General features: G+C 37.9%; 17 protein-coding genes. 6 read left to right on the forward strand and 11 right to left on the reverse strand.

Annotated features, from left to right (window positions below; translation table 11 throughout):
• Positions 1 to 14: 14 nt before the first annotated feature.
• The gene (locus tag Ami103574_RS13745) at positions 15 to 1,826 is read right to left on the reverse strand and encodes an ABC-F family ATP-binding cassette domain-containing protein (protein ID WP_163067531.1); all 1,812 of its coding nucleotides are present in this window, start codon (positions 1,824 to 1,826) and stop codon (positions 15 to 17) included.
• Positions 1,827 to 2,121: 295 nt separating this feature from the next.
• Between Ami103574_RS13745 and Ami103574_RS13750 the strand changes: the two genes are divergently transcribed.
• Positions 2,122 to 3,489 carry a methyl-accepting chemotaxis protein gene (locus Ami103574_RS13750; protein ID WP_163067532.1) on the forward strand — a complete coding sequence of 456 codons (1,368 nt, stop codon included), beginning with the start codon at positions 2,122 to 2,124 and terminating at the stop codon, positions 3,487 to 3,489.
• A gap of 27 nt (positions 3,490 to 3,516) precedes the next feature.
• The gene (locus Ami103574_RS13755; protein ID WP_163067533.1) at positions 3,517 to 4,032 is read left to right on the forward strand and encodes a GNAT family N-acetyltransferase; all 516 of its coding nucleotides are present in this window, start codon (positions 3,517 to 3,519) and stop codon (positions 4,030 to 4,032) included.
• Positions 4,033 to 4,036: 4 nt separating this feature from the next.
• Here the strand turns inward: Ami103574_RS13755 and Ami103574_RS13760 are convergent, their stop codons facing one another.
• The 5 genes from Ami103574_RS13760 to Ami103574_RS13780 form a co-directional block, all read right to left on the reverse strand.
• Complete coding sequence (locus Ami103574_RS13760; RefSeq protein WP_163067534.1) at positions 4,037 to 4,435, reverse strand: hypothetical protein; 399 nt, start codon at positions 4,433 to 4,435, stop codon at positions 4,037 to 4,039.
• Between the two features lie 44 nt (positions 4,436 to 4,479).
• Positions 4,480 to 5,121 carry a VanZ family protein gene (locus Ami103574_RS13765; protein ID WP_163067535.1) on the reverse strand — a complete coding sequence of 214 codons (642 nt, stop codon included), beginning with the start codon at positions 5,119 to 5,121 and terminating at the stop codon, positions 4,480 to 4,482.
• Entirely contained in the window at positions 5,109 to 5,540 is a 432-nt protein-coding gene (locus Ami103574_RS13770; protein WP_163067536.1) for a hypothetical protein, read from the reverse strand. Before Ami103574_RS13770 ends, Ami103574_RS13765 begins: the two co-directional genes overlap by 13 nt.
• A 619-nt stretch (positions 5,541 to 6,159) precedes the next feature.
• Entirely contained in the window at positions 6,160 to 6,690 is a 531-nt protein-coding gene (locus Ami103574_RS13775; RefSeq protein WP_163067537.1) for a hypothetical protein, read from the reverse strand.
• A gap of 23 nt (positions 6,691 to 6,713) precedes the next feature.
• Complete coding sequence (locus tag Ami103574_RS13780; protein ID WP_163067538.1) at positions 6,714 to 7,325, reverse strand: hypothetical protein; 612 nt, start codon at positions 7,323 to 7,325, stop codon at positions 6,714 to 6,716.
• 397 nt (positions 7,326 to 7,722) lie between these two features.
• On the opposite strand from Ami103574_RS13780, the gene Ami103574_RS13785 reads away from it, so the two are divergent.
• Positions 7,723 to 8,133, forward strand: coding sequence for a hypothetical protein (locus Ami103574_RS13785; protein WP_163067539.1), 411 nt, complete (start codon positions 7,723 to 7,725; stop codon positions 8,131 to 8,133).
• A gap of 391 nt (positions 8,134 to 8,524) precedes the next feature.
• On the opposite strand, the gene Ami103574_RS13790 is transcribed toward Ami103574_RS13785, so the two are convergent.
• The 4 genes from Ami103574_RS13790 to Ami103574_RS13805 form a co-directional block, all read right to left on the reverse strand.
• Positions 8,525 to 8,707 (reverse strand): hypothetical protein, encoded by a 183-nt coding sequence (locus Ami103574_RS13790; protein WP_163067540.1) that lies wholly within the window; start codon positions 8,705 to 8,707, stop codon positions 8,525 to 8,527.
• 258 nt (positions 8,708 to 8,965) lie between these two features.
• Positions 8,966 to 10,570, reverse strand: a complete 1,605-nt coding sequence (locus tag Ami103574_RS13795; RefSeq protein WP_163067541.1) for a putative polysaccharide biosynthesis protein — start codon at positions 10,568 to 10,570, stop codon at positions 8,966 to 8,968.
• 422 nt (positions 10,571 to 10,992) lie between these two features.
• On the reverse strand, positions 10,993 to 12,108 hold the full coding sequence (locus tag Ami103574_RS13800; RefSeq protein WP_163067542.1) for a YncE family protein: 1,116 nt from the start codon (positions 12,106 to 12,108) through the stop codon (positions 10,993 to 10,995).
• Between the two features lie 66 nt (positions 12,109 to 12,174).
• Positions 12,175 to 13,122 (reverse strand): C39 family peptidase, encoded by a 948-nt coding sequence (locus Ami103574_RS13805; protein ID WP_163067543.1) that lies wholly within the window; start codon positions 13,120 to 13,122, stop codon positions 12,175 to 12,177.
• 587 nt (positions 13,123 to 13,709) lie between these two features.
• On the opposite strand from Ami103574_RS13805, the gene Ami103574_RS13810 reads away from it, so the two are divergent.
• The 3 genes from Ami103574_RS13810 to Ami103574_RS13820 are packed head-to-tail and all read left to right on the forward strand — an operon-like array spanning position 13,710 to position 15,564.
• Positions 13,710 to 14,120, forward strand: a complete 411-nt coding sequence (locus tag Ami103574_RS13810) for a BlaI/MecI/CopY family transcriptional regulator (RefSeq protein ID WP_163067544.1) — start codon at positions 13,710 to 13,712, stop codon at positions 14,118 to 14,120.
• A 2-nt stretch (positions 14,121 to 14,122) separates the two neighbouring features.
• Complete coding sequence (locus Ami103574_RS13815) at positions 14,123 to 15,283, forward strand: M56 family metallopeptidase (RefSeq protein WP_163067545.1); 1,161 nt, start codon at positions 14,123 to 14,125, stop codon at positions 15,281 to 15,283.
• A gap of 26 nt (positions 15,284 to 15,309) precedes the next feature.
• Positions 15,310 to 15,564 carry a hypothetical protein gene (locus Ami103574_RS13820; protein ID WP_163067546.1) on the forward strand — a complete coding sequence of 85 codons (255 nt, stop codon included), beginning with the start codon at positions 15,310 to 15,312 and terminating at the stop codon, positions 15,562 to 15,564.
• Positions 15,565 to 15,647: 83 nt separating this feature from the next.
• On the opposite strand, the gene Ami103574_RS13825 is transcribed toward Ami103574_RS13820, so the two are convergent.
• Positions 15,648 to 18,089 (reverse strand): M14 family zinc carboxypeptidase, encoded by a 2,442-nt coding sequence (locus Ami103574_RS13825; protein ID WP_163067547.1) that lies wholly within the window; start codon positions 18,087 to 18,089, stop codon positions 15,648 to 15,650.
• Between the last annotated feature and the right edge of the window lie 32 nt (positions 18,090 to 18,121).

Genomic DNA, 18,121 nt, shown 5'->3' on the forward strand with positions numbered 1-18,121 from the left:
TATACCACAAAAGGTTACTGGTTCGCAATCTGCTCCACTAAATCATTTAGATAAACCCAACGATCCATCTTTTCCGTCAGCTCTGCCTCCAGCCGTTCTTTTTCCGCGGTCAGGTTTTGCAGCTTGACATAATCGCTGGTCTCTCCAGCCATCTGCTGCTGAATCTCCTGAACAGACTGCTCCAGCCGTTCAATATCGCTGTCGATGTTCTCCAGATCCCGCTGCTCGCGGTAAGATAGTTTCAGTTTTTTAGGTCGGTCAGCCTCAGCCCCTGCTGAAGGCTTCTTTCCGCCGCTGTTGGTTTGAACTTCCACTACCTGCTGTGCCCGAGCTTCTGCTTCCTCCAGCTGGCGAATTTCCGTCCAGTCGGTGTAGCCGCCGGGGTAATGACCGATTCGGCCCTCGCCTTCGTAGACGAAAGATCGAATGGCAATGCGGTCCACAAAATACCGATCGTGGGACACCAGAATGACCGCTCCAGCAAAGCTGTCCAAATAATCCTCCAGAATGGTCAGGGTGTCAATATCCAAGTCGTTGGTGGGCTCATCCAAAAGCAGCACATTAGGCGCCCGCATTAGGATTGCCAATAGATATAACCTCCGCCGTTCACCACCAGACAACTTATTTATTTTCACAGAATGAATATTTCGTGGGAATAAAAACCGTTCCAGCATTTGGGCGGCCGTAACCGTCCCTTCGGCGGTCTCCACATTGTAGGCGATACTCTGAACGTAATCGATAATTCGCAGAGAAATATCCATCCCTTCGCTCTCCTGAGAAAAATAACCGAACTTTACGGTTTCCCCTACCTCAATAGTCCCGCTGTCTGGATTCTCTTGGCCCATAATTAACCGCAGTAAGGTAGACTTTCCGCTGCCGTTTTCCCCCAAAATAGCAATGCGGTCATTTCGCAGGACGGTATAGGTAAAATCCTGGAGAAGCACTTTATTGCCGTAAGCTTTGCTTACCTGATGAATCTCCACTACCTTCCGACCCAGCCTGCTGGATAAGGAACTCAGTTGAACCTGCCCTGCCTCAGCAGATGGTGCGTTTTTTTCCAATTCTTCAAACCGCTGAATCCGCCCCTTTGCTTTCGTGCTCCTGGCCTGAGCTCCACGCCGTATCCATTCCAGCTCCCGCTTATAAAGAGTTCTCCGCTTGCGCTCCGTAGCCAGTTCCATCTCTTCCCTAGCCGCCTTATTTTCCAGATAGGCGGAATAGTCTCCCTCGTGGCGGTACAGCTTACCCTCATTTAATTCCAAGATGCGGTTAGATACCCGATCCAAAAAATATCGATCATGGGTCACCATGAAAATGGCCCCTTTAAAGTTTTTCAGATATCGTTCCAACCATTCAATGATTTGGCTGTCCAGATGGTTGGTAGGCTCGTCTAAAATCAACAAGTCCATATCCGTCACCAGTACAGCAGCCATCGCTACCCGCTTTTTTTCCCCTCCGGATAAATGTTTTACTGGTACCTCCAGATCATTGAGCCCCAAATCCATAAGCATGGCTCTGCATTGGTAGTCATCTACTTCCTGGCCATTCTGCCTGAGGGTGGCTTCCACTTGCTCGAGAATAGTGTTTTCTGAATCAAACACCGGCATCTGGGGCAGATAGCCGATTTTCACGCCTCTGGTCCTAGTCACCGTGCCCGTATCAGCTTCTTCCAGACCCGCGGTAATCCGCAGCAAGGTAGATTTCCCCGTTCCGTTTACCCCGATAAATCCAATTTTGTCTCCAGCATGTATACTGAAGGAGAGATCCGTCAACAAGGGCTTTTCTGTATAAGATTTTGAAATATTTGCAGCATTCAATAAAATCATGTGTTTTCCTCTTTATGTCTTCCTTTTCATCTTTTCTAGTTTACAGGAATGTCTGGTCATTTGCAAGGATTCACCTTTAGTTTTATGCCCTTTATAAGCTTTGTATTTAACAGAGTGTTTTCTGGAAAGCCTAGAAACACAAGCATTGGCACAACCCTAGGCATGCAGCGCAGCATTTTGTCGATTTATAGTATAATTATATACTTTTCTGTCGATTTGTAGTATATTGTATAATGGTACACAAAATAGCAAGAGAAAGTAATTTGGGTAATAATTATACAGAAGGAGACCATCTATGTTCTATAGCAAAGAAAATAAACACTCAACCAAAACCTCTTTGCCCGGCAAAGAAAACAAAAAAATCATTCAGATTTTTAAGCAAATCTTTCATACAGCCACATTAATCAGCAGTTTTGACTTAAAGCTTTCTTTTTTCTCCAATCAGGTTAAGGGAGCTGCCAGCAATTTGAATACAATCTCTTGTCAATCTGCGTCAGCAGCAAATGAAATCACCTCCTCCGTCACGGAAGTGGTGGCCGCAAATGAATCCCTCTCCCATTCCTTGCAGCAAATTACGCAGGATGCGAAAGCCCTGAATAAAAACACCTTGGCTAGCAATGAACTTCTGGAAAATGTCAGTCTTGAGAACCAAGGCTTGATTGCTTTTTCAAAGGAAATGCAAAATAGCATGGTTCAACTTGCCGGGGTTGTTTCTAAAGTCAATCAGGTTATCGCTGGAATTAATCAGATTTCATCACAAACCAAGCTGCTGTCTTTAAATGCTTCCATTGAGGCAGCCCGTGCAGGAGAAGCGGGGAAAGGCTTTAGTGTGGTAGCCGGGGAAATTAAACTTCTTTCCGAATCCACCGGTGAACTTACCGCCAATATTGACAGTCTTCTTGAGGAAATGCAAGAGATGGTGAATAAAAACCAATCTGACGTGGACCAGGCCATCCAGTCCATCAGCAATGCGGGCAAGCACGTAGATTCGGTCGTGACAATGATGCAGACCAATGTGCAGTATGTAGAGCATATTGCAAACAGTATTTCTGGTGCTGCTGCTTCCAGTGAACAGGTAAACACTGCTCTTCAGCAATCTTCTGCCTCACTGGAAACCGTTAACTTTGACTTGCAGTCTATCGCCTCTTCAGCGGCGGAATTAGATATCATCAGCCATTCCATCAACGATATATCCCTGTCGGTAAAAACTATTGAGGATGAGATCACTGGGCTGGCAGCTGAATCGGGCAAACTGGTTACCAACGGGCACTATCCTCTTTCCAATGAGGATTTCATTCACACCATAAAGGCCGCCATCCAAGCCCATATCCAATGGGTTGAAACAGTTTCTAAAATGACCTCTGCCATGAAGGTTTCCCCTATCCAGACCGATGAACACAAGTGTGGATTTGGCCATTTTTATTTCGCAGTAAGACCCTCTACTCCACGGTTATCCGGCTTGTGGGACAGCATTGATGCTTATCATCATGATCTTCACCAGCTGGGAGAAAAGATTATTCACCAAATTGATGAGAATAATCAACCAGATGCGATTCAATCTACACAAAAAGCTCAAAAGCTATCCGAGCAAATCATTGATCTTTTTGATAAAATTATTTTAGAAGTTCAAGATATGAGCCGCAACAATCAACAAGTTTTTTAAAGTCAATATTCCTGGAGGTGAAAGATTATGATTCGGCAAGCAACAGAAGAAGATTTCTCAGCCATCCTAGACATATATCAGCGAGCCCGGCAGTTTATGCGCGAGACAGGCAATCCGACGCAATGGGGCGATAATCATCCGGCTAAGGATCTGCTGGAGGATGATATCCATCAAGGCCAGCTGTATGTCTTCTTGGAAGAGGATGACATACATGGTGTCTTCGCCTTTATCCTAGGAGAGGACTCTACCTATACCAATATCGAGCAGGGCTCCTGGAAATCTGCGGCGCCCTATGGCACCATCCACCGAATTGCCGCCAGTGGCCTAATCAAAGGTGTTTTCGATCAGTGTATCACCTACTGCAAGACCCAGTGCGCCCATCTACGCATCGACACCCACTTTGATAACCAGGTCATGCAGCATCTAATCGTGAAAAATGGCTTTGAAAAGCGCGGAATCATTTACGTGGAGGATGGCTCGCCTCGGCTGGCTTATGAATATGAAGGCAATGCGGACAATAAAAAAAATGACTTCTTCAAGTAAGAGGTCATTTTTTATTATGAGTGTATTCATTTTGAGATAAATCCACAAGAGATTTGTTCCATATCAACAATTTATCATCCCCATTCATTAAATAAACCTTGTTGATGGGAGATGTGTCCAGACTCACTACCAATGAGAATCCACCATTTTTATGTAATAGGTTTGGCAAAGACTTTTTAATCTCTACATACAAAGAATCTCCATCCGTTTTAAAGGTATGCCCCCTATAAACCGATGAGCTAGATATGAATTCACCAGAAATGGTGACAGACTCATCCTTTACTAAAACCTTTTTTATTGACACTTCATCAAGTGATGCAGGACTTGTTTGAACTAGTATAGATATAATTGCACCTATAAATACCACTATAATAATTGTCGTGAAAACAAGAAAATTTTTCAATTATTATCACTACTCCTTTTTACTAGCTCAACAATGCATGTGCCTTACAAATAGGAAAGTACGAACACCTCAAAGGCAAACACAATATATATTAAAAACCATACTTCATGTTTTAAAACAAAAGGCATCTTACTATTTCTAACCCATGCAAAGCCATTTTTAATGATAGCAAATTTCTGCATGGCTCTAAAAATCAAATACCCCAGCCCTGCTCCAATGGTATTCATGAGTAAGTCATCAACATCTGTTATTCTCATATTAAATATTTGACTTATCTCTATTGTTAATGAAAAGATAAAACCAGTAAAGGCTACCTTCTTCAGGGTACGCTGATTTTCCCAAAGGATTGAACATAACAAGCCAAAGGGTGAAAATAAAACGATGTTTGTAACATATGGAAATACATCCGTCGTTAGAGAATTAAAAGGAATGAAGTTAAAGGTTTCCGGATGTATCTCAAAGCCAATGTAAAGAATACGTGCCAGAGAGGAAAAGGTAGTAAATTCAAGCATAAATATAATCAAATATACAAAAATCAAATCACCAAATATGTGCGCCTTTGGAATCTTTAAATTGCATCTCCTTGCATAAAACAACAGAATCATAACAAAAGGAAGAATAAACAATAAGCACTTTAGGAACGCTTCGATAGCAGAGAATAGATTCCCATAAATTATTCCAAACATTGCGCCTTACCTTGCTTTTTTAATCGAAAGACCTTCCTATATCTTTTCAAGCAGAAGAACCCGTATATACCTAAAACAAACTGAAAGTATTTGGTCGTATCATAAAGAATCGCGGGGAGCATTCCTACTGCGACGTAATAGTAATAAATCTTATAAAAAGACAAGAGAAACAAAATAGTAATCGAAATGATGTTTTGCTTAACATTTGAACGAAGTCTTATATCATTCATTAAAAATAAACCGAATATCATTCCTAGCGCAATATTACCAAGTAATTCAATCACAATAATCATCCACATCGGTAAAAAGAAATATGGAATTAAATCACGAAGAGCAATGTGGAGTAGATAAACGCCGATAACAGCAACTATTTTATAAATCAATATTTTAAATATTTCTATTATTTGTTTTTGATGCATAGCCAAACCTCGTTGAAATATTTCGTTAAACGATATTAAAACCTTTTTAACTGGCAATTTGAGATAAGATATCCTGCAACCATACTAGATATGCGAAATATAAAAACCCCAAGATATGTAGCGGATAAAAAAAATAGAAAAGCCATTTACAAGATTTACCTTTTCCCCATTGTACATCAAAATAGGCATTAAGGCAATAATCATCATACATTGAAAAACTATAGAAGGGAAATGCCCTTCCCCTATTGCCGGTGTAGGAATTCCTAATATTACTTCTATTTAATTAGTTCCTTTGCAGCTGATTTTTCTCCCTCCTATAATAATGCCTTCGAGGCCCGTTCCCTTACTACTTGTTCCGGCAAGTTTTCTAAACTCAATGATGTCATCTACTAAATGAACTGCGGATAATTTATGCGGTGTAAATATAATTTGGGCATATTCAATAAATACAATATAGCCAAAAGACGAAAATGTAAATATTTATAAAATTTATATTTTCGTCTTTTAAATTTATTTCTTGTTTATTTTTTTTAATATTATTTTATTGCATCTCAACACCAAAGAGGAATAATTACATTTTTATCTAATCAGTATTGACAACTATTCCAAGTGTCTCTTCTTAAAAATCATAAGTTACTGAATCTACAGTAATTGTATCAGAACTTGCATTTCTTATATATAAGAGTGTATTTCCTACCCAACCTAAATTATATTTCAATTTTCCATACCATGTTCCTTTTGTGGCTTTAAATTTGCCCATTATTTCAGAATTACTGTCTTCAACGAGCCTAGCTTCCCCTTGTAATCCAGTCACTTTTCCAACAGAGCAGCTTGCATACATAGTAATTGGACTAGCTGAATAGTAAACAGGCTCTGCTGTAATTAATGCACCATAACCATTTTTTAAAGTTACACTAGTATTAAACTGCCAATCGGCTCTTGTTCTTGGAACTATATTTCCATTTTCATCAAAAATGATTACATTTCGCATATCAATTGTTGTAATTTTTCCATCATGAATCATTATTATTTTGCCTTTTTGCATTTCAACTTCAGAACCAGCATCTGAATCTGCAAAAGATGCCATTGGCATACATGTAATAGTTAAAATTATTGCTAACATAGCAATAAAGTTTTTCCTAATGTTCATAGTTCTTCCTTTCTAATATAACACTATTTTATAACTACACCTTCTATTATAATTGGATCAGAGGACACGCAGTGTAAATAGAAGCTATAATCCCCTGGTGTTGATGCCTTAAAAGTAATCTTTTTATATTTATTAATTCTAAACTGCTCAATGGATGTTTCTTGTTTATTTAAACAATATCCGAATATTAGACTCCCTGGGCTATTAAAATAGTCTTCGTCAGCATAAATTTCAATTTCTAAAGTGTCCCCTTTTTCCAAATGCCAAGAACTAGATTTAAAATTTAAGTAGTAGGCTTTATCATTATTATCTAATATGTGAGGTAATGAAACATCATCCTCTATAGTAAAAGTATCTGTTGTCGGCCCACTAATACTTGAATCTGTTGTTTGTGGTATAATCGTCTTACTTTCTTCATCTGTTATAAACGTCAAACTATTACTATAATCTTCTCTTTCTGTTTCTTTATCAGATATTAACTGGTTTATTAAATCGCGATTCGCTTCAAGCTTTTGGTCGATTTCTTTTTGTGATAAACCTGCATTGATTTTAAAGAAAAGGAAGCATAAGAGTAGTAGAATAAAAATAGAAAAGAAAATTATAACTATTAATTTTTTTATATTCATTTTAAACATGTTACGTCCTTCCTAATACGCAATCTCGCATATAACTTGTTTTTTCTTGACACTTAAATTATATAAATATTGTTACCTCCAGATTTGTATATGAATCTTTGATTACCATTATCTTTTATTATGTATTCATTTTTTTAATTATATGGTAATATTTAATATGATTATATAATAGTATAATTAGTTGTATTTTGTCAATACATCATTATATATATTGACATTATTATTAACATAATTTATAGTATTTTATATTCTACTACGATTTTATGGAGGCTCTTTTATAAATTCAAATTCCTTCGTGCTGACAAAAAATGAACAGGGTTTATTACCAATGATAAGAGTCCGGACTCAATATCGCACTTGTTTGTGCCTGAGCGAATCGAAAGGGATGATAAAAATTATGAAAAAAATGCTCATTATCTTACTTTTAATTATATTCCTTACTTTTTATGGATGTACAGCTAACGAAAAAGTGATTTTAAAAGGCAGCTACCAAAGTGAAGTAAAAGAATCTGACAATGTAGTTTTACTGTCATTTCAAGAAGATGACAGTAGTTTTGTAGAATATATAGATAATAGGGAAGTTGATAAAGGAACATATGAAAAAATCAAAGATAATATATATAAAATTAAAAGCGATAAACAAGATTTTGAAATTACATTAGATAAAAATAACTCCTTTGAAATCATAATTAAAAAACTTAATGACGGCAACCCGATACGAATAGAAAATGTTGGAGATATACCGGTAAGTTTCACAGCAGAATTTAATGATACTAATCAATACAAAACTTTGCTAGATAGTGATTGAGGCTGAATAACAATCCACATAAAACAAATGAATGTTACGAGAAGTGAAGTAGTACTTTTCCCTACCCCTACTCTAATGTTAGCGTACATTTTGGTAATCCTTTTAGCCCTGACTACTAATGCGCTATCACTATTTTTTCTACATAAACAGTATACTTTGTTTGCCCTTTAAAGCAATAAATGAGTAAAAAGATATCTTCAAGTAAGCGACTTTTCGAATTATAGAGAAAATATCCTGGTACGACTCAAAGATGCCTAGTACCAGGATATTTTATTTTATTGTATTCTCTCACCAACTCTAGACGAAGAAAATACTTAGGTTGGAAAACATCTCTACACAAAGTAGCGCACTTGATTTAACAAAACATCAGTTATAATAATACTTTGATATTTTAGTCTTTATTTTTTCTATGCTTGTCTATAAAAATATAGACAAGCATACCAATCAACAATACTGGCATAAATGAAAGTATTTTAGTAACATCAAATAAATTTAGGTTTCTTTCATCCAAATATGACATAAAACCGATAATAAAAATAACTAACAAAACTTCCTCAATATAATTCTTGCTCATACTCTATTTCCTATTTCATAGGATATATTTCCCTATGAAATATATCCTTCTTGCGTTCTATAAATTTTACTCCTACAAATAATGTAATTTTACTCTCTAGAATCTAGGACACAATCATAGATATTAATGCTATTGATTTTAATTGATAGCGAGTCAAATTTTTTGACATCTTTTTTACCTAAAGCCGTCAAAGGCTAAGTAAAATTCTACACTATTCTTTGTATCAGAGACTTCTGTGTTAGGCTTGCTTCGCTTATATTATTTTTTAGAAAATTTATTTGCCATTCCGGCAATTTTTGTTCCTTTAGGCAGCAGACGCAATTCTTCATCAGTAATTGCCTTTGTCATAAGAATCATTGTGCTGTAGACCACTATGCCAAGTATAATGGCAATTATAGTGGAAAACGTATTCCCTAAATATCCATATGAAATATGGTAGCTGAACCAAGCTACTGCTCCCATTGCAAGGGTTGATGCAATAGGTTTCACATATGTCAGCACCACATCAAATGATACACCCGACAAACGTTTCACCGCACAGATATTTAATATTGATGCTACAATATATGCAGTCACTGTTCCTATAGCGGCTCCCTTTACATTAATTTCATAAAATCCCGTAAGGATATACGTCAGTATAACTTTAACGATAGCTCCAATAAAGAGATTTCTCACAGGTATCATTGGTTTTCCCAATCCCTGTAAGGCTCCCGTCAAGGTCTGAACAGTGGAGAGAAAAATGATCCCAAAAGCCATGACAAAAAGGCAGGATGCCGCTCCAACTGCACTAGCCTTTTGGAATGGATAAAGCAATACCATAATTGGCTCGGATAAAGTCATCATCCCAAATGCGCATGGAAGACCGACAAGCATAGCTATCCTAAAGCTTAATTTCAGATTGTAGTGCAAAAAAGTAGTGTCTTTTTGCTGATAAGCCACGGTTATAGCTGGAACTAAGCTCATCGCTACAGCCTGTGTAAACACTTGCGGCAAGCCGATCAAAGAGCCTGCAAATCCAGTAAGCTGCCCATATAGGGCCTTTGCTTCTCCATTGCTCCAGCCTGCATCCTGTAATCTCCCTAAAACCATAACTGAATCGATAGCATTCATAATCGGCATAATTGAAGCACCAATAGCAACAGGGATTACAATGAGAAGAATTTTACGCAAAATAGAGGTTGCAGACTCTGCTTTTCCACGATATCTGGTGCGCCGAATATCTCCCCATAGCTTCTTTCTTGCTAGGAAATATAAAATTATCATACATCCAAAGCCGCCAACAGCCCCTGCGGTAGCTCCAAATGAGGCACCTGCAGCGGCAAAGGCCTTTCCTTTATGCAAGAGTATATATGCAAGACTAAGTCCAGCAACAACCCGAAATAATTGTTCTGTTACTTGAGAAACCGCTGTTGGATGCATATCCTGCCTGCCTTGAAAATAGCCTCGATAAGCAGCCATTATTGGAACAAAAATCAGTGCTGGAGCGATGGCTATAAGCGAATATTCTACTTGCTCTAAATTTACCAACTGAGCAATCTTCTCAGCTCCGAAAAATAGAGCGGCGGCAGACAGAACGCCTACGCAAAGCAACCAGATTAAAGATATACGAAATATGCGATGAGCTTCATAATAGCGGCCTACAGCAACGCGTTCTGACACCATCTGCGAAATCGCAATTGGAATGCCCGCTGTGGACAAAGTCAAAAACAAAACATAAAAGGCATAGGACATTTGATAATATGCCATGCCCTCTGTCCCAATAAGATTTCCCAAGGGAATACGGAAAAATGCCCCCATCAGTTTAATAAGCACCCCTGCACTGCCAAGAACGACAGCACCTTGCACAAAAGATTTTCTCTTCATTCTAATTTAAGTCCTCCAAAATAGCTTCCTCCTTTTTCATTCTACCTTGAAACTATCCAAGCTGTTGTCACAAAACGGAAAAAGGTTGCACACAGGTAGATTCGCAAATCATCTGTGCGCAACTCCTTATTGAAAATACCACATTATGTAATCCCCGCCTAAGTCCTATCTTCTTTTCTCCTCTGGACTTTCACTTCTTCTTGCCATTTAAAAACCTCCTGGCTGCTATATTTAGCTTACATCAACCAAGAGATTTACCAAACTTTGAAACGGTCTCACAGGTAATAGCAATTATTATATAGAGAAATATTTTAAATGTCTCTATATATAAACGGAGCAGGACTGATAGCCATCTTTTCATTCCTTTGTACCAGCATGTTGCTGACATAAGTCCAATCTATGTCACTAAGATTTTTTTAAAATTACCTTACCATATATATTATTTTATCCGTTCCTTTCTTAAAATCTGTTTCCATAGTTATATAGCTTTTATTTTGAATTGCCCTTCCCAAAGTAAAAACATGCCGCTCTCCCAAATTTTCAATAAGTTTTGTTTCTGTCTGCTTTTCTATATTTATGCCCCATATTGCTCCTGCCTTATTATCATTCAAATAAACTATATTATCAGCTATATCAAAAGAAAAAACACTTATATTGTCTATATCTAATTCGGTCAAAATATTCTTACCTAAATCGTAAACATATATTTGTTCCATTATGTTTTCACCTTTTTTTATAGTAAACACTAAATACTTATCATTAGCAGCAGGAAATACAACAGGCTTATCGGATTGAATTTGATATAAAGTCTTCATTGATTTTATATCAAAAACTTGAATAACCTTTTTATTATCCTGCAAAGTCGTAAATGCAGTTATTCCATCGTTTACTAGTGCACGATTAAACATGGATGTGTTATTAATCTTATCACTGAGTAAATCCATTTTATTATTACTTATGTCATATACATATAAGGTAGTATTTTTACTGGCAGTTTCATACCACGTTAAAAAATCCCCATCTGTAGCCAAAAGTATTGGGCCTATATCGTCTGATAAAGTTTTAATAATTTCTATTTGGTCAGTTTCTAAATCATATTTTTGAATTTCCCTCTTCCCATTATGATCCAAAACCCAAAATAATGCTTTGTTAACCGCAAGTAACTCATTGAGTTGCATTCCCTTCTTATCAGATATTTCATAAATTAGTTTCTCATGATCAGCTTCTGAATCATATTCATATATTTTTGTTTTGACATCTGCATTACTCATATTCAACGGAATGGATTTCTGATAATAGATTTTCCTTCCTATCGCTGTTATGCACCCTGTATCCTCCGTCGTTAGATCGATTTCATGCTCTATAATGGTAATTTCTTTGTTTAAAGATTCGTCTTCTATATGTCTTGACATTTGTACATTTTCGTAATTAAAAGAATTGATTTTTGAATAATAAGATGTTTGCTTTTCATTCTGCCCGCAACTATTAAACACTATAATTAAAAGAAGCGTAAATATACAAAAAATAGTCTTGTGCATCATCTTCCTCCATATTTATGAGAAGAGGAAATACCCCCTCTTCTCACTTTAACTAGGTAACCTTTATTATAATGCTGCTGAGATTAGATAGCGCTCTGTTGCGCTGACAGCATCATGAGCTTGCGACATGGGAACTTCATGTGCTCCATAATAAGCGTCATCCCTATTAGTATCATGAAGCGTAACCGTTGTATATTTGCTATCATCTGCTACAATTGCAATATAATGTCCTGTATTATGTCCGTTATAGTAATCCAGATATTTCGTTTTAGCATGTAGGATTGGTGCCTTATCCTTGGCAACACTGTCTTCAATAGATACCATAAAATCCCAGGAATCCAAACGACTTCCTTTTTTATATGCATATCCACTAGTATAGGTATTTAGTACGTCGACCATTTTATATACCATTGTTCCATCTGATGAGTTTGAACCCATTGCTGTTTCTAATGTGGCCATTTTTTTTGCATTTGTACTTCCCTTTACATATCCATTCCAACCAGCTATTGCAATTAATGCTGATGCAGGCCCACAATTCCAAGTTTTCGATTGTTTAAAAATAACAGGATTTGACACGGACCATTTACTACTGGTGTTGGCAGCTAAACTATTTATACCAATACTATTAGATAAATCCTTATTAACAAGATTTTTTTCACGATTTATCCTGTTATCTATTATTGTTTGAATCATTTCTTCTGCTCCTGATGGATTTTCAGCATTTTGCATTAGATATTGTTCGTCATTTTCATATTCTTCTCGTACACTTTCTTCAATTCTTGCTCTTGTATCATCTATGCTCTCGCCTTCCATATCTGTCTTTATTTCTTTAATTTTTTCTGAAAGTACATCTTTGTCTACGCTATATTCTTCAAAACTAGTATTTCCTTTAACTGTAAGGGCTTCTGTATCGCATGTTACTGGAATTGGTGTGTCACTGCTAGCTGATACAATAATTTGATTGGATCCAGTTATTACTGCAACTAATAAAAATAGTATTAATGTTTTTTTCATTCTTCATTTCTCCCTTTTATTTATACATCATAAAATTTATACTTCCTGATTGCAAATTGTGCTCGCTAATCTCCATCCCAATGAAATCTTATCTAAAACATTAAAAATCACCCCCTGATATGATGTAGTCATAGCCCAGAGAACTATGCAAATCATCAATATTCTATATCTCAACCGGATATGGGACAGTCTCCAAAAGCTTCTTTTCCGGCATTGACGCTTAAATAAATTTAATTTTTACGTATATTTATTACTCTTAGAATTTGTCTCCAACATAATGTATTTTCTTTATTGGTCAGGACGAAAGGCGGAAGCCTCTTAAGGCACTCACTTCGTCTGGCAATAAAGGTTATCCTTTTTTCAATCAGCAAAAGTTAAAACTGTTTTATTGAATCCTATTGACAGCAACTCGCTGGCCCTTATATATTCTTTTTTCATATTATACAGTAATATAAATTATAACTAAATAATAATACAATCTCCTACAATTTGTCAATACATTATTTTATAATATGATATATATTGACATCATTATCAGCATAATTTATACTATTTTATATAAAACTACGATTTTAGGGAGGCTTTTTATGAATTCTACTTCTTTTACGCTAACGAAAAATGAACAGGAAATTATGGAACTTTTATGGTCGGAAAACCAGCCATTATCACGTTCTCAAATTATAGAATTATCAACCGAACGAACCTGGAAAGCTAGCTCCATTCATATATTGCTTAATCAACTATTAAAAAAGGGGGCAATTAAGGTGGACGGCTTTGTTAAGACAGGGAAAAATTACGGACGTACTTTTTCTGCTGCTGTTACCCCTGAAGAATATCAGATTATTCATTTCAAAAGCAGCAAATCTTATCTTCATTCTAAATCGGCTGCTATTGTTAACTTGGTGTCAAGCCTGGTGGAAGAAGAGGATATGGATGCTGAGACACTTAGCCGTTTAGAGGCTATACTAGAGGCAAAAAAGGAGAGTAAAAGGAAATAGAAATGGGTATTACAGTTTTCTCTTTCATGATGTCAGTCATTTGGTTTAACATATTTATTGCGATGATTTCTTTTATACGGTTACGCAGCAGTTTTATTCTTAATTTTAGCCTCGCACCTTTGCTTTTTTTAGTTGCTACATGTTTTTTTCGCTTGCTTTGCTCTTTTGAACTTCCCATTACATTTGTTATACATTCGGTGTGGATTTTTCCAACTATTATCGATTTTTTAACTATCTCTAGGTTCTCTATCTGGAATAATGGAATTGATCTTTCTTTATTAAATCTACTTATGATTTTGTGGGCATTAGGAAGTATATATTTTTTACAGGTATATATGCGACAATCTATTCAGTTAATGAAAATTATACGTACTGGAGAAGAAACACAGGATAAACAACTTCTTTCCTGCCTAAAGCAGATTCAGGAAACAGCACAACAGAACACTAAAGTAAAGTTTATTCGGGCCTCGTGGATTACCGTTCCCATGGTTACAGGTTTTTTTAAACCTACCATTTTTTTGCCCGATATTTCCTTTACAGATGCAGAGCTACAAAGCATACTGTTACATGAATGGAACCATTTTTTAAATAAAGATACTTGGATTAAGCTATACATGTGCTTAATCAGTATAATATTCTGGTGGAATCCCTTTATCTATATTTTAAAAGTAAATTTGAATCATATATTAGAAATCCGTTGTGACTTAAAGCTTACTAATCAGATGAGTGATGACAACCGATTAGAATATTTAAAAAGTATTACAAAAATTATTAAATTCCAGCTGAGCCTAAAAGAAAATTCTGAATACGACAAACTTCCTACTATGTCCTTTTTAGTAAGTACGAATAATATGAAAAAAATTGAACAAAGATTTATGCTGGTCTTGGATAATCAACCTACAAAAAAGAGAAAAGTTTCTTCGATTTTGGTATATGTTACGATTTTTCTGCTTTTTTTGGTTTCATATATGTTTGTTCTTCAACCGGCATATGAACCTACAGTTGAAGCCGGATATGAGCAATCTTTTTCCATCTCAGCAGAAAATGCATACATAAAAAATAACAGCGATGGTACTTATTCATTATACGTTAACAATCAGTATCAATTTAATATTACCGATATTTCTGAAGAACCATTTCTATCACTACCTATCAAGCAATAATTTATTGAACAAGGAGGAATTTATTTATGAAACGCAAAAAAGTTTTTGCCTATCTAATAGTTGGTCTACTTCTCTCTTCTGCAAACTGTATTTTAAATGAAAACAATATGGTCTACGCCTCTTCATTAGAGTTAAATACGCCCACTGAAAATAGTAAAATTATTTCTCTTCGCGCCGCTGAAACAGAATGGCGCTTTCGGACAGTAAACGGAAAAGGGCAAAAACGTTTATGGTCTATCACATACAACAAGTGGTTGACGGACTGGGAATGGGTAAAGTAAGCATTCATAAAAAAAATGGTTGTTGCATTTTAGTGCAACAGCCACTTTTTTACTACGTAAAATGATGCCTTAGATTAATTGCTCTACTTCCTGTCATACCCCAAGTAATACATCGCATTGGCCATCAAGCCATTTGTCGCATGATTGTAATAGCGGAAGGTAGGCACAATGCCGAACAACACGGCATCGTAATCCGGGTTTTCATCGTGCACCACGGCGTAAGCTCCAGCAATCTGCTGAGGCTGATTCCAGAATCCGGCCTTGTACATATCTGCTCCCGTTCCATAGCTGGCACTTACGGCCATTCCGCCCTTATGCTGGTGGTTGATAGCCGCCACCCAAAGAGGCTTAAAGGCAAAGACAGTCTCGTCTTTACCATAGCCATAACCGATGGGGTCTTGACTTCTTACATCAACGGTGCAGATGCCGTTTTCCGCCGTCTGATACTCATCTCCTCCAATATGGCCCATGACTACGCCCAACTTGCTCGTTTCCTCACTCAACTGGGCTCCGGCATAACCGGCGCCAATGTAATCGTGGCTTCGGGCGAAGTCGATGAGACTGGCGATTCCCCTAGCATCCAGTGACCATGTAGTACCAGAAGCGTCGTAGCTATCCGTCCATAATCCTTGGCTTCCGGATAAGACCAAAGCTTCAAAACCGTTTTTCTCCAGATCATAACCCTGATTTACCGCTTGATAGGAAATAGCCGTCACATCAAAGCCTAACTCCTTCATCGCCATGTAGGTACCGCCATCTTCCTCTACCACAGCCGTCTTTTTCAGTAACACTGGCTGCAAGGTAGCTTTGGTGGCACCGATGCCGGACACCTGAATCAGATGCTGACCCACCAGCTCCTTCAACCGCTGATCTACCCCTTTCTGAACTGGAATAATAAAGGTCCCTGCGGGATAGATTCCCGCCATATCCTTAGACCGGTATACACGAAATCCCTCTTTTACCAAGGTATTGGCGGCAAGATAAGCCTGATCGTTCTCTACTGGCAGCGCATAATTGACTCCAGCTCCCTCGCTATAGCTTCCCACCGGCAGATTTACATCTGCCACATTCTGGGTATCGGCTTGAAAGACAGCCTGTACGGCGGGTGCGTCAAAGCCGTTTAAGAGAGGAAACGAATAGGCCGAGATGTCGTACATCTTGTTGGCCAGTTTGGTCACGTCTTCTCCTTCCCACAACATGGTATTAGCCAGCCCTCGAAGTCCTTGATTCATGGGCACAATAAAAGTTCCCGTCGGATAGTTCACGCCCCCCGCCGTAAAGGAAGCCGAAGCCTGCGTGACAGTAATGCCGTTGTTCAGCAAATGCTGAACCATCCGATAGGCTTCATAGACATCTTTCTGCTGATCTTGGTTCACTGGAATTACATAGGCATAAGGGAAGTCCACATCTTTCTCCACATCTATGCCTTGGACCCCTCTTTTATAGATTTCAAATTGATTTTTCATCAGTTGGGGCTTATTTGCCACCGCATATTCCAAAGCGCCATAACAGGCAGCAAAATCAGCATTGATGCTTTCCTGATCGGCAAACTTAATCTCCAGCGTATGACTCACGGTGCCAAAATACATAAAATATTGCGGAGTGAAAATCGGCGGATAATCATCCCATCCGTCTTCCCAGATTTCCGCAGGAATATCCACATCCCAACCGGTGGTTTCAGTTATTGCTGTAGCCATGTATTTTGCGTGAGGCAGCAAACTGGCTGCTAACAGGTCGTATTCATAATTGGGATTATGGGGAATGGTGCAAGGCTCTAGTAAGATATTATCCGACCCCATGAATCCGTGGAGATCTAACATTGTTGTGGGATACCAAGCGGTGGCCACGTTTTTGACTACTGCTTGTGTCTCTGGCTGGCTTTGGGTGATATAATCTCGGTTTAAGTCGATGCCCGCCCCATTCTCTCTGCCTCCAGAAGCTCTTCCGTCTGGATTCTGAACTACATTAATCAGGACCACACAGTTTTTTAAAATCTGCTGAACCGACGTACTCTTGTCAGTGGTGAGCTTCTCGATCAGAGCTAACACGCCATCAACTCCAGGTGTCTCATTGCCATGAATAGAGGCGTTGAAAAAGACTGGGATCTTGTAATCCCCGGTTTTACTGATGTAGTCTATGGCAGCCTGCGGCTGCTGAACTGCCTCTTTCATAAAATCCTGATATTTTTGCAGCCTTTTCATGCCTTCCTTATCGGTGAGTGTGACCAAATAGAGATCTCGTCCTTGATGACTCTGACCAATGATTTGATAGTCCATCGTGCCGCCACTCTTACTTTTCAACTCTGCCAGCTTGTCCCCAATTTGAGAATAAAGAATCTGATTCCTAGGCAGTGGTTTTTCATAGACAGCCCCTTCATTGGTAGTTATCACGGTGGCAGTAGCTGCTGATCCAAATCCCGCTGATTTTACCGATGCTGCCGTGCCATAACTGAGAATTGTACTGCTGACCAGAATCCCCAAGGCCAGCGCACCGGCCCACAGCCGGAATGATCTGCTTCTCTTCATAGACATCCACACTCCTTTTTTCCCTTATTCTA

The organism is Aminipila butyrica, assembly GCF_010669305.1.
GTDB classification, from domain to species: domain Bacteria; phylum Bacillota; class Clostridia; order Peptostreptococcales; family Anaerovoracaceae; genus Aminipila; species Aminipila butyrica.

What these genes read in the sequence shown, in the direction of transcription:
- Ami103574_RS13745 (WP_163067531.1), bottom strand. Translation starts at nt 1,826, where the DNA reads ATGATTTTATTGAATGCTGCAAATATTTCAAAATCTTATACAGAAAAG.
- Ami103574_RS13750 (WP_163067532.1), top strand. Translation starts at nt 2,122, where the DNA reads ATGTTCTATAGCAAAGAAAATAAACACTCAACCAAAACCTCTTTGCCC.
- Ami103574_RS13755 (WP_163067533.1), top strand. Translation starts at nt 3,517, where the DNA reads ATGATTCGGCAAGCAACAGAAGAAGATTTCTCAGCCATCCTAGACATA.
- Ami103574_RS13765 (WP_163067535.1), bottom strand. Translation starts at nt 5,121, where the DNA reads ATGTTTGGAATAATTTATGGGAATCTATTCTCTGCTATCGAAGCGTTC.
- Ami103574_RS13770 (WP_163067536.1), bottom strand. Translation starts at nt 5,540, where the DNA reads ATGCATCAAAAACAAATAATAGAAATATTTAAAATATTGATTTATAAA.
- Ami103574_RS13775 (WP_163067537.1), bottom strand. Translation starts at nt 6,690, where the DNA reads ATGAACATTAGGAAAAACTTTATTGCTATGTTAGCAATAATTTTAACT.
- Ami103574_RS13780 (WP_163067538.1), bottom strand. Translation starts at nt 7,325, where the DNA reads ATGTTTAAAATGAATATAAAAAAATTAATAGTTATAATTTTCTTTTCT.
- Ami103574_RS13785 (WP_163067539.1), top strand. Translation starts at nt 7,723, where the DNA reads ATGAAAAAAATGCTCATTATCTTACTTTTAATTATATTCCTTACTTTT.
- Ami103574_RS13790 (WP_163067540.1), bottom strand. Translation starts at nt 8,707, where the DNA reads ATGAGCAAGAATTATATTGAGGAAGTTTTGTTAGTTATTTTTATTATC.
- Ami103574_RS13795 (WP_163067541.1), bottom strand. Translation starts at nt 10,570, where the DNA reads ATGAAGAGAAAATCTTTTGTGCAAGGTGCTGTCGTTCTTGGCAGTGCA.
- Ami103574_RS13800 (WP_163067542.1), bottom strand. Translation starts at nt 12,108, where the DNA reads ATGCACAAGACTATTTTTTGTATATTTACGCTTCTTTTAATTATAGTG.
- Ami103574_RS13805 (WP_163067543.1), bottom strand. Translation starts at nt 13,122, where the DNA reads ATGAAAAAAACATTAATACTATTTTTATTAGTTGCAGTAATAACTGGA.
- Ami103574_RS13810 (WP_163067544.1), top strand. Translation starts at nt 13,710, where the DNA reads ATGAATTCTACTTCTTTTACGCTAACGAAAAATGAACAGGAAATTATG.
- Ami103574_RS13815 (WP_163067545.1), top strand. Translation starts at nt 14,123, where the DNA reads ATGGGTATTACAGTTTTCTCTTTCATGATGTCAGTCATTTGGTTTAAC.
- Ami103574_RS13820 (WP_163067546.1), top strand. Translation starts at nt 15,310, where the DNA reads ATGAAACGCAAAAAAGTTTTTGCCTATCTAATAGTTGGTCTACTTCTC.
- Ami103574_RS13825 (WP_163067547.1), bottom strand. Translation starts at nt 18,089, where the DNA reads ATGAAGAGAAGCAGATCATTCCGGCTGTGGGCCGGTGCGCTGGCCTTG.